Source organism: Croceitalea sp. MTPC5 (genome assembly GCF_036985505.1).
Taxonomy (GTDB): Bacteria; Bacteroidota; Bacteroidia; order Flavobacteriales; family Flavobacteriaceae; genus Croceitalea.
The window spans coordinates 152,312-165,133 of sequence record NZ_BTGQ01000008.1 but is presented as its reverse complement, the minus strand read 5'-3'; the positions used below and the strand labels follow the sequence as shown (position 1 = coordinate 165,133).

Here is a 12,822-nt window from a genome sequence, read left to right as displayed (position 1 = left end):
TTATTTAAAATTAGCACAAAATGCGTACCGCTTTGCACACCGAATTGCACACCAGAAGGGTGGTTTCAAACGATATCATATGATTGCAGAAAAAATGAAAAACCCTGATAATCATACGATTAGCAGGGTTTTGATATTGCCAGAATGGCAGTTCGTCGGGATGACAGGATTTGAACCTGCGACCCCACGCCCCCCAGGCGTGTGCGCTAACCGGGCTGCGCCACATCCCGAAATTTGGGATTCGAAACTTCTTTTGTAAAAGTTCCTTAAGATGTTGACTGACTAAGAATTTGAAAAACGCCAAACTTTAAAAATCAGACCAACGGACCTTATCCCTAAAAATCGAACGCAAAAATAGCAATTAATTAGTATTGAAACCGGTAAAAAAGTACTTTAATTTCGAGTAAGTTAATTAGTTACCAATTAGAAATTCCCGAATATCAAGATAAAGGGCCTCCCGTGCCTCGGCAGAGTCATTTTGAGGATTTAATAAAAAATAGCTGATGGTATGTTTCTCACAAAACTCTTCTATATCACTACCCTTCCAAGAGTGGTAGCTCATTAAAAGCGTATTAAAATCGATGGCGTAAGGTTTACTGGCATAATTCGGGGTGTTCAGATAGAGACTTAATTTAAGAAATGAAGACTGCTCTAGCTCGTTCTCACTATTCATTAAGAATGAACTTCTGAGACTGGTACTATTTTTTTTCATTAAATACCAATTATGATAATTAGGTTAATATTTTGTAAGACCGTTAAAGCTACGAAATAAAACTTTGCAAATAATATTTGGTCTAACTAAATAATAAAATGCCTTAAACACGGGTTGAATGACGCATATGAATGGTTGAGCTTAAAATACCCGTGTACCACAAAACCTTACCCATAATTCTTACCTGGAAAAGCCTCCTAGCTTTAATGGTTTTCGTTTATCGATACAAGGTAAAATGCCCAACGAACTGTTGTTTCTCGGTATCATTGGCATTGACCACATACCAATAATCACCTGTGGGCAAAGGACTGCCTGAATACGTACCGTCCCATTTTCGTACTTGATCCAACTCGGCCACCACCCTTCCGTAGCGATCATAAATGATGACATCGATGTCAGGAAAGAACTCTCGATTCTTCGGAAACCACTCGTCATTTAATCCATCACCATCGGGGGTGAAGAAATTTGGGAACTCTGGCATACCCTCAAAATTGAATGGAAAGACAACCTCCACAAAACAACCTTGGGCATCCACTACCCTCACGGTTATCGTTGCATCAAAGATAATATTGAAAACATTTTCACTTCCTTGCGACTCTCCTTGAAAGAAATATTCATAGTCGCCAAATCCACCTGTAGCTATTGCCGTTACCTCATCAGCATCAGTTTTCATCACTTCAACGGAAAGTGGTTCGTAGGCATCTATTGTAAATTCCACGAATGTGGTACAACCATTTGGATGATACAGAAATGCGGTATGATCTCCCGCAGGTAAATCCGCCCATTGTCGTTGTTCCGTAGCTATACTGATATCATCCACATCCAAAGAAATCAATACATCGGATAATGAAGACGAGTTAATCGGTACAATGGTTGCCGTACTATTAGGAAAAATCCCTTCACATCCGTATTCTACTTGGGCCTCTGCATTTATATCGACCCCTATACCGATAGGGACCACGATGTTCTCGGTACAGCCGTTAGCATCACGTACAAAGAACACATAGCTTTCGCCACCAACCAAATTGTCAAAAAACAGATTATCATTTCTAACAAAATCAATATCATCGGAAGAGTTTATGGCAACCTCGTAATAAGAGGCCCCCATGGCATCTACAAACGGTGTACCGCCTAAAATTGTCAACTGGGCCGTTCCGTCTGCGAAACCAAGACAAATTTCAGGGGTTTCAACAGAAGATATCCGGATTGTCTCAGGTTCAAAAACCTCAACAAACGCAGTTTCGGAACACCCTTCGGAGTCTTGGATCAAAATAGTATATTCCCGTCCATTTTCATCACCCTCCAAATCTTCGAAGGTGTAAATACCAGGATTATCGGGATCATTAAAGAACTCATTGAAATTAGGTCCGATGGCAAATTGTATCAGCCCTACACCCCCACTATTCACCTCAACAGTGATTGTACCATCTTCTTCACCACTACAACTTACAGGAGTCGCCGTGGCATTGAATACGATAGGTGCCGGTCTTGAGACCACGTATGGACCTTCAATATCTTGACAGCTTGCACCACTGGTGACCGCTATGTAATAATCCGTGGCGTCATCGAGTCCTTCAAACGTACCAAAATCATTTGATGCCACCATCGTAGCCATAGCCGATGGATTGAACGCATCTACGGGATCGCCCAAATACAAGGTGTAGGTATTGGACCCGACACCACCTGAGGAAAACGATTCTATACGACCATCAATTTCATTGGCACAAGAAATATCGTCGGGTTGGTTCACCACTAAATCGATATTCTGGGCATCTACCAAGGTCAATCCGTTTGAGTTTATGGTTCCGCAAGTATTTGTAGCATTAATCTTACGGACTTCATATTGATAAAAACCTTGAACCCCATCAATCAATACCTCGGTAGAAGGGTTACCAAGACCATCTTCGATTCGGATAAAAGGGTCGGTCAGATTACCTCCAGCAGTAATGGCCAAACGATATTCGTATTCAAATCCAACTTCAGGGTTTTCAATGCTGAGACGCATTTGCCCCATACCCCCACAACCTGGTGCCTGTACCTGCACCAAATCCGGAATTATAGGTGGTGGTGGATCGACATAGTATGGCTCCGTTACGCCAAAACACCCAAAACTTGAGGAAATTTCTATGGCATACCATCCTTGACTGATAAAACCACCACTTGCGCCTGTAAAGGTTGGCGAATCTTGCAAACCACTTCTAGAACTTTCGGTCAATGTTGTTGGATCAGCACTTGAATCTGTTTCTGAATAATAGATCAATTGATAAATGTATCCCGCGCCAGGTACTCCGCCCGCTGCACCAGGTACTGCTGTTGCCACATCCCCTGTTGACGGATCAAACGCTTCCAATACGGCATTGTTACCATCTGGGCACACCAAAGCCTGTGGTTCTCGTATACCCGCTAGAATTGGGTCTATGGCATTTAAGGTAATGTCAAAAGTAGCGGGGCAGCCTTCAACATCCCTAAATTGCACTTGGTAATCACCACTACTCAAATTCTCAAATCGATTGTTAATACTCCATGTTTGGACCTCTGTTTCAAAACTACCATTCGTATCACCATCTTGCATTAATCGGTATTCATAAGCCGCATAATCCCAACCTCCATTCAGATTGGCTTCGATTACACCACTATCATCATTACAACTGACATTTCCAATTTCAATGGCATTGGGCACCAAAGGTCCGTTTGGCGCACGTACCGTTGCCACGTTACTAAGCCCTGGACATTGGGGGTCAGCTGACGTCGTTACGGCGACCTCATAGTTTCCACCGACCAATCCCATGATACGTGCAGCGTCGCCATTACCATCTGGAAAATTGTTGGTATCGAAACTTCCCGTGGTCTGTGCGGGTAAAATCCTATTTCCATTAACATCCAATAAAAATGCCTCATAATTAAATACACCTGTATAATCGGTGACTTCAATAAAAAGACTTCCGTTGGCATCACCATCACATAATACTGGGCTAGCCTCCGTAATAACTACCGTAGGGCTGATAGGCGGATGAACGGTATACCTAGGTAGTGGGTAACTACATCCATTTGCACTATCATCTTGAACTTCAATTAAGTAATCGCCGGCATCCGGTAATTCGACGACTGCCGTGCCACCACCCGTTACAGTGACATTGTTGACCGTGGTACCCGAAGGCGCCGATGTGATTACCGTAAAGTCGGATGTGCCGACTACGGAAATCTCGACGCGTTCAGGATTTGCACAGGTCAAATCATTCAAGGTAGTAAGACTTGGTAGTACATCGGTCGGAGCAAAGACGTTCACTGTAAAACTGTCTTCGCATCCATTGGAATCTATAGCATAAATTGTAATTGTCTGGTCGGTACCAATGTCGACGATATCGAAATCAGGACTACTCTGATAACTGTCGGTAGGGTCAATACGATATCCGTAAGGTCCACCATTGCCCGGGCTTACCAATTGTGCGGAAATGGTTGCGGTACTAAACCTGTTGGTACCGTCTTCACAAATTAAGGTCTCATCATTCGCCGTTATTTCGAAAACCGGGGGTTCCGTCAGGGTAATCTCTGCTTCATCAGTACATCCTTTATCGGTAACCACTTGAACCACAAACGTACCCATACCAAGGCCATTAAAAGAACCTGAACCATTGGTTGCAATTGGCGTTTCGGTACCCGAAAGCGGTAATGAAGTAGCATACAACCGAAACTCATCAATACCATCACTGTCAGTACCTGGGCTAAGAACGGCATTGATACTACCGTCATTTGCTCCGTTACAGCTCACATTGGCCTCACCCATATCAGCTATGATAGGGCTTACCGGGGCGTCAGCAATGATACTGTTTACCATAGTGGTACAATTAGTGGTACCATCGGTCACAAGGTTGTCGGTTACCTCAACTTGATAAGTTCCTGGTAAAATATTTTCAAAAATACCATCTGCATTGGGATCAGTAATGTCCACCGCATTCGAATTAAGGTCGGTCCCTGTAAGACGATAGGTAAAATCACCACTTCCCCCATTCGCCAAAATAGTTATGGTTCCATCTGCATCTTCACAGGTGGGGTCCGTTGAAAATCCCCCGGATGCCGATAGTAGTTGGAATACTTCCGCGGTTGTGGTAATGTCGCAACCATTGGCATCGATAACATACACGTCGTATACCCCAACACTAGGAACATTAAAGCTTGCCACAGTTGGGTTGATACCATCATAAGCAGGGGTCAATGTCTGTCCCGCCAAAGTGAACGTAGGGTTATTAACGTTAGCCGGCATTTCTAAATCAATCTGAAAACCACCTACAGGAGGAGTTACATCACATTGATTGTTCACCGAAATAGTAGGTAGCGGCAAATCGGGATCTAACTGCACAATGGCTGCGGATGTCATAAATTCACAACCCCTAGAATCACGTACCCAAATATCATAAGATGTTCCCGGCGCAAGGGACCCCGCTAAGTATACGGTTGTTGCCGTATCGTAGTCCCCGGGCGTGGGCGTAAACCCTGCATCAACAAATGCATATTCATATGGGGAACCATCAGGGAGGGATCCAGCACCACTCGGAGGAAAAGGTGTACCGCCACTTCCCCTGACGGTTAATTGACCAAGTTCGTTACAATTTGCATTTTGATTGTCAATAACATCTACACGAGGCATGTTTAAGGTGGCATCAGCGGTTGCCCCACCCGTACAATCGGTTCCATTGTCAATGACAGAAATACCGTAGGGACCTTGTGGCACCAAAAAGCTATCATTAGTCGTAGTAGTTGTCGTATTGGTTACAACGGCACCCGTATCTAAATTAGTGATCACAATATCAAAAGTAGGGCCTGTTGCACCAGTGATCGTATATTCCAATGCCACATCATCTCCATTACAACTGCCATTGTCAATGGCAAGGGCAACATTTAACGGGTTAGGTCCGTCAGGTATATCTACGGTTTCAATCGTGGTACAACCAGTGGCCGTATCCAATACCTCAACAGTATAGCTGGCACCCGGAACTAAGTCGGCAAAGCAGTGTCTTCGAGGGCCACTATTGGGTGATACAAATGCAGGGTCGCCAACCAATCTAATATCAAAAGGTCCTGTACCATTTACGATATCAACACACTGCGCAATATTTCCCCTATCACAGACCAGCGGGGTGATTAAATCTGGAACAATATCTAAGTCAGTAACGGAATCAATAATGAGGTCATCAAAATCAATACAACCCCTAGAGTCTAATGTGATTACCGTATAATTTCCTTCAATGAGCGATGGGTCTGTTATGGATAAAGGTAAATCGGCGAGGGTCACATTCTCCCTACGCACCAATTCATTTCCAAAGTTATCTTCAACAATTATGGTAAAATCCGCCACTCCGTTGGCAATACCGGTTATTTGAACACCACCGGATAATACGCCTGCACCACACAAAGCATCAATAGGTGCAATGGTAGCATCGGGAGGATTAGTGGTATCTGGATTAACCGTTACCGTTTGAACACCAGTGGTACAGTTACGTGCGTCTTTTACGATATATTCATAGGTGCCAGCCGCCAAACCGGAATATATAGTCTGTGAACTGTAGTTGTATACCCCTAATGGATCTGGATTAAAAGGATCATCGACAAGACCGGTTCCACCTGGGGCAAAAGCGACTTCAAATGGTGGGGTCCCTAATGAAACATCAGGTATGATCTCAACATAACCACTACTTAAATCTCCACAACTTGGCCCGACCACATTCGTTGTGGCCACAATACTGGCCGGGGGTGAGAAATTTAAAGGAGGTGAAGTATTGGTACAGCCATTGCTATCCGTGACTTCCACGGTGTAATTTCCATCATTTCCTAAAGGCACCGTGTAATTAAAAGGGTTGGAAGGTAAGGGAAGACCAATGTGGCCCGCTACTGGGGTTCCATCCAAGAATATCGTATATGAAGTACTCGCCAAGGTGGTTATATCGCCCCCATTGACCGTAATCTGCATTTCTCCATTGCCACCGCAGGGGATTTCCGTAATTAAATCCAAATCAATCTGTACTTGTGGAGGAATGGTTACCTGCAATTGGTCCGTACAATTATTCCCATCTTCCACTTCCACGGTGTAGGTACCAGGTACCAAGCCGGTAAAAGTAGGACTTCCTTGTAAGGCACCACCATTAATACGGTATTGATGGGTACCCAAAGCTGCCGTACCCGCTGTTGAACTCACGGTAATGGAACCAGGATTAGTAGGTGAAAAACAATAGTCGACCGCCCCTAATGCAATCGTAGGTGGATTGACCGCACTTAAAGTAAAAGTAGTTGATGTAGAACAGCCTTCCGCGTCCGTAACGGTTAGGGTATAGGTACCTTCTGCCGTTAGGTTACCAAAAACACGACCACTTTTAGGTCCTTGGGTGATTCCAGGTGGCGTTGGCCATTCCAATTCATAACGATATGTTCCAAAACCTCCCGTAGCATTTGCCCGAACACGACCGATATTATTATTGGCACAGCTCATATCGGTGACATCCGCCGTTAAACCCAAGGGCGTCGTAGGTTCTTGTACGGTAATAGTTGCCGTATCTTGACATCCGCTATCTACATCGGTAACCGTTATGGTATAATTACCAGCACCCAATGCCGTGATAGGCACCTCTGCGTTATTTTGTGGTCCACTTTCGGCCCCGCCATTGATATTATAGGTATAATCTGTAGTAAAACCATCAATGATAAATGCACCATTGCCGTCCATTGCTCCCGTACATACATTCAAATCACCTCCTGATTTTACACGAGCCCGTATCGAACTTATAACCGCTGGGGTAAAGCTTTCTTCATAAATACAACCATTGACATCAGTAATTCTGAAGGTATGGTTGATATTATTGGTAAGCCCCACAAACGTATCACTGGCACCGTTGTTTATGGTAACCGGGCTTATTACTTCATAGGTTGCAATTGCAAAGTTTGCCGTAGGTGTCAATACCACATCTGAGGTATTGGCTGCACAATTGGTATTGCTTTGAACAAAATCAATATTCGTCGGGGGGTCTACAGCTGCAATCGTGATTGCAGTGAAGTCCCTGCGGCATCCTGAGGCATTACGAACTGCAGGGGTATAGGTTCCAGCTGGTAAATTGTTAAACGTTTGTTGTGTGAAAAAATCGCTACCATTGATACTAAATTCATAGGGACCTCCTCCAGCACCGGAATATGCGCCTGGAAAGGTAATGGAACCGTCATTTATACCTCCTGAACCATCACAGGTCAAATCGGTCCTCGTAGGGTCCGCCCCATTGATAGCCCCGCTCTCAGCAACTGTAATGGAATCAGGTAACGTAATAAAACAGCTAAATCCACCCTGTTCGTATTGTACTTGAATGGAATTGTACGTTCCGGCAGAAACCGATAATAAAGGATCCGTACTCCAAGGGTCGGTCGGTGTTGCCCGAAACGAAAGGTTATATCCTTTGGCATCCAATACGGTAATATCCAATCGTGCCCCACCATTGGTACAGGTTCCATCAATGCCGACTACCGAAACATCTGGCGGTGTCAATTCCTGCACATTTGCGGATGCCGTAATAATACACCCATTGGCATCGGTAATGGTGAAATCATAGGTGCCAGCAGTATTCACATTATAGCTGGTCTGGGTAGTGTAGGTACCACCCGAGTTACCTCCATCACTGGCTGTAAAGGTATAGGGCGGGGTACCCCCTGATGTTCTAACAATGATATCAACCGTTGCGGAACCACAACCAGGTTCAGAACTCAAACTTTCATTGACCTCCGTAGATGCGGATAATGGTACAATACCATCCCCTATGGTTATAGGGTCACCATTAACATCAAGACCTTGTCGTGGAGGCGGAATACCAGCGGCAATATCACCAGTACATTGTTGGGTCTCTACTTGTACACTATACGTACCAAAACCTACCGCGCTAAACGTGTAGGGATTGGATGTTATAAAAGTAGTAAACTCGATAGGGATACCTACCTCATCCAATAAGGTGTATTTGTAGGGTCCGGGAACATCATTTACCGATACCGTAATACTTCCGGTATCGCCAAAGCATTGGGCATCGATGAATTCAACATCGATACTGATATCCAATTGTTCAATAACAATGGGCTCATAGGGATACTCGCAGGTATTCGGTGTATTCTGTAATCTCGCTTTTACGATATAAGTACCTGGAGCAAGTCCATCGAATATCGGTGAGGCTTGCCATGCCCCAAAACCACTACCGGAATCAATACTAAACTCATAGGCACTGGAAAGGTTGGTAATTTGAATACGGCCATCAACGCCACAGATATAGTCCCTTTTTACAAAAGTCTGCGTAATCGTACTTTTTTTGACCTTAAAAAAGTATTGTTGCCCATCGGCAATTACCCGAAACTCGGCTCCGGAACCTGCGGGAATGGTACTGGCATCTAAATTAAAAGTTTGTGCGGTACCTACCGTAGTGTAACATGAAGTGGTGGTGTTGGGGCAATCTTCATTAATGTCAGGCGAACATGATCCTCCAAGAATCTGCCATTGTACCGAGCCATAAGGTCCGCCAGTAAGTGCGATAGTACGGTCATCAGAATCCCCACATAAATTAAAACGGGCAACCGTAAATCCGTTATTACTACATCCAACTTCTTCATCAGCACCTTGAATGATGGTCGTGAACATTGGTGCGACGGCGTTTGATACCTCGGTGAAATCTTTCTTTTTGGTATCTAAATCAGACTTTTCTAAAGACGAAGTGGTTTTCTCCTCTTTAGACATACCGATTACTGAACCAAATGCTAAATAATTTGGTCTTAATACTGCCGAATAAACTACAACTGATGATAACACCAATAGCAGGACATACAGATGACGCCTTGTTTTCTTGCGGGGCATAGGTTAAGCTAGGTTTGTTAGTATACCGGGATTTGGGAGCCTAATACACTAATTTGTAATTATCTAAACTTATAAAATCTAAATTAATTTTAACGTTTCATTGAACTACAGAAAAAAGCAGTTCAACTATTTTTATATACACTCTAACGATAAAATTATGAAAAAGCGTGCATTGTACCCCTATTTTTTCGTTGTACTGCTCTTTGATGCCTGCGGCCAGACTACGGATAAAAACATTACAACACCCTTAACTAATTCATTTACAGCATCTTTAGTGGTTGATGGACTTCAAAATCCATGGGGAATGGTTTTTTTACCCAATGGGAAAATTTTAACAACTGAAAAAGCCGGAAAACTCCTATTATTCCAAAATGGCTCTAAAACGGAAATAACCAATTTGCCCAATATTTATGTACGCGGACAAGGTGGCTTTCTAGATGTGGAATTGCATCCTAACTATAATGAAAATGGTTGGATCTATTTTTCCTATTCCTCTTCAGAGGGTAATGAAAGTGGGGGAAATACAGCCATTATGAGGGCGAAGCTAGTTGCAAATCAACTGACAAACAAAGAACTACTCTATAAAGGGGTGCCCAATACCCGTAAAGGGCAGCATTGGGGTTCACGACTGGAATTTGATGATAAAGGATATCTATACTTTTCTATTGGCGATCGCGGAAATCGGGATGTCAATCCACAAGATATCACACGGGATGGGGGTAAGATATACCGAATTCATGACGATGGGCGTATTCCAGACGACAATCCCTTCATAGACCGTAGAGGGGCAAAAAAAGCCATTTACAGCTACGGACATCGCAATCCGCAAGGTTTGGTAAAAAACCCCTTTACCGGAGAAATTTGGAATCACGAACATGGTCCGCGTGGAGGCGATGAAATCAATATCGTGGAAAAAGGAAAAAATTACGGATGGCCGATCATCACGTATGGCATCAATTATTCAGGGACCAAGATTACCGATCAAACCGCAAAATCAGGTATGGAACAGCCAGTTTACCAATGGACGCCTTCCATTGCACCATCTGGAATGACCTTTGTGAACTCAGAAAACTATCCCGATTGGCAGGGAAGTCTATTGGTAGGGTCTTTGGCTTTTCAATATTTGGAGCGCTTAGAACTAAAAAATGGAAAAGTGGTCCGCCGTGAAAAACTGATGGATGGTCTGGGTAGGGTTCGAAACGTTCGCCAAGCCCCAGATGGTTTTATTTATGTAGCCGTTGAGGGCAAGGGCATTTATCGATTGGATCCTAAATAAGCTATCCACACTATTTCTTTTTAGCTTTTTAAAAAGGTTTTCAACGATAGTTTCATGTTATCTTGAGCGCAGTCTAAGGACTATTGCCATAAGAAGAAACCATATTGTTTCTTGATGTTTTATGCTGCATACCCTTTTCGAATACGCTTGAGATATATGTTCAATTCTTCCTTCGCCTTTGGAAATAAAAATAACAACCCAATGATATTTGGAAAGACCAATGCCAAAATCATGGCATCTGAAAATTTCAAAACGGCATCCAATGTAATCGCGGCCCCCATCACGGTAAACACTAAAAACAACAATTTATACAGTAATTCGGTGTACCTGCCACGGCCGAAAAGATATTTCCATGATTGAAGCCCATAATACGACCAAGAGATAATGGTAGAAAAAGCGAACAATACCACGGCAAATACCAAAACATAAGACGATCCAGGAATAGCATTCTCAAAGGCCATAGCCGTCAAGTTCACTCCCCCTACCCGGGTGCCATCGCGCAGTAATGCGTGTTGGTCAATAACATCACCGTATACAAATGCCCCATCCATATTGAAAATAATAATGACCAGTGCCGTAATGGTGCAGATTACCACTGTGTCGATAAAGGGTTCCAATAGTCCTACCAAACCCTCAGATGCGGCATATTTCGTTTTCACCGCCGAATGTGCAATGGCGGCCGAACCTGCACCTGCTTCATTGGAGAAAGCGGCACGTCGAAAACCCTGGATCATTACCCCTATGAATCCTCCCGTTATGGTAGCCTTAGGTGAAAAAGCTTCGGTTACGATCAAAGCCATGGCTTCCACTACCCTATCCAGATTTAGAAAGATAATGACTAGAGCGGCACCAACATAAAGAGCGGCCATAAAGGGAACTATTTTCTCGGTTACCTTGGCTATTCGTTTAATACCGCCGATAATCACAATACCAACCAAGATGGCGAACAAGATTCCTATAAAAGTACCTGTACCATCTCCTTCAATACCAAACCTGCTGATAATCTGGGCGGCCGCTTGATTGGTTTGAAAAGCATTTCCCCCGCCGAAGGAAGCCCCAACACAAAGCAGGGCAAAAATGGTCGCCAGTAGCTTTCCCAACCACTTTTGACCGTTCTCTTTGAATCCGCGTGATAGGTAATACATAGGCCCCCCAAATACATTGCCCTCTTTATCAATATCCCGATAGTGCACGCCCAGGGTACACTCTACAAATTTTGATGACATGCCCAAAAGTCCAGCAATAATCATCCAAAAAGTGGCTCCAGGACCACCAATGGATATCGCTACGGCGACCATGGCGATATTGCCTAGACCTACCGTGCCGGAAACTGCCGTGGTCAACGCCTGAAAATGGTTGACTTCTCCTGAATGGTCATTATTACCATCCTTTTCCAACTCATCGTACTTCCCCCTGACAACACGTATCGCCATCGGAAAAAATCGAACATTGATAAACCCAAAATAAACCGTGAAAAACAATGCTCCGAACAACAATAAAATCAATACGATTGGAATACTGGAACCTAAGAGGATCACTTCAGAGAAAACAAGGTTTTCCCACCATATTGCGAAAGGCATAAAGGCTTCGTTGATACGTTCATCGAGTCCTTTTTCTTGGGAACATACCACAGAAGGCATTAGACCTACTAGTAAAAACAATACCGTCCGTTGTGCTTTTTTAAAATACATAAATCGCTTTTTAATGAAGTTGAAATTGGCGACCCTGTGTACAAAATGAGCGAATGGTCAGAAAAAATTTAAAATTGTCGGAAAGTTGGCTTCTGACATTTTTTTGAAAAATAAGATATGGCTAAAGAACGATGGGTTTTGATTTCGACTGAAAACCGGCTTAAGATAAAATTGTTCGAATCAACGCTATACTTACATCGCTTTGCGCCTTTTTTGCGTGAAGTGTATAGCGCAAAGTGAACGGCGAATCAAACTAAGGTCTTCCTCTAAAGGTTAA

The 12,822-nt window shown here is 43.6% G+C and carries 4 protein-coding genes and 1 tRNA gene; 1 reads left to right on the top strand and 4 read right to left on the bottom strand.

Annotation, left to right across the window (positions count from 1 at the left end; translation table 11 throughout):
- Nucleotides 1–155: 155 nt before the first annotated feature.
- The 3 genes from AACM45_RS19905 to AACM45_RS19895 form a co-directional block, all read right to left on the bottom strand.
- A tRNA-Pro gene (locus AACM45_RS19905) sits at nt 156–230 on the bottom strand.
- Nucleotides 231–412: 182 nt separating this feature from the next.
- Nucleotides 413–712 (bottom strand): hypothetical protein, encoded by a 300-nt coding sequence (locus AACM45_RS19900; protein ID WP_339144921.1) that lies wholly within the window; start codon nt 710–712, stop codon nt 413–415.
- Between the two features lie 217 nt (nt 713–929).
- Nucleotides 930–9,578, bottom strand: a complete 8,649-nt coding sequence (locus AACM45_RS19895; RefSeq protein ID WP_339144920.1) for a T9SS type B sorting domain-containing protein — start codon at nt 9,576–9,578, stop codon at nt 930–932.
- A 157-nt stretch (nt 9,579–9,735) separates the two neighbouring features.
- Between AACM45_RS19895 and AACM45_RS19890 the strand changes: the two genes are divergently transcribed.
- Nucleotides 9,736–10,854 (top strand): PQQ-dependent sugar dehydrogenase, encoded by a 1,119-nt coding sequence (locus tag AACM45_RS19890; protein WP_339144919.1) that lies wholly within the window; start codon nt 9,736–9,738, stop codon nt 10,852–10,854.
- 119 nt (nt 10,855–10,973) lie between these two features.
- Here AACM45_RS19890 and AACM45_RS19885 read toward each other — a convergent pair whose 3' ends face one another.
- Complete coding sequence (locus AACM45_RS19885; protein ID WP_445227737.1) at nt 10,974–12,545, bottom strand: alanine/glycine:cation symporter family protein; 1,572 nt, start codon at nt 12,543–12,545, stop codon at nt 10,974–10,976.
- Nucleotides 12,546–12,822 lie beyond the last annotated feature (277 nt).

Coding starts and splice junctions, on each gene's coding strand:
- AACM45_RS19885 (WP_445227737.1), bottom strand. CDS start 12,545: ATGTATTTTAAAAAAGCACAACGGACGGTATTGTTTTTACTAGTAGGT.
- AACM45_RS19900 (WP_339144921.1), bottom strand. CDS start 712: ATGAAAAAAAATAGTACCAGTCTCAGAAGTTCATTCTTAATGAATAGT.
- AACM45_RS19895 (WP_339144920.1), bottom strand. CDS start 9,578: ATGCCCCGCAAGAAAACAAGGCGTCATCTGTATGTCCTGCTATTGGTG.
- AACM45_RS19890 (WP_339144919.1), top strand. CDS start 9,736: ATGAAAAAGCGTGCATTGTACCCCTATTTTTTCGTTGTACTGCTCTTT.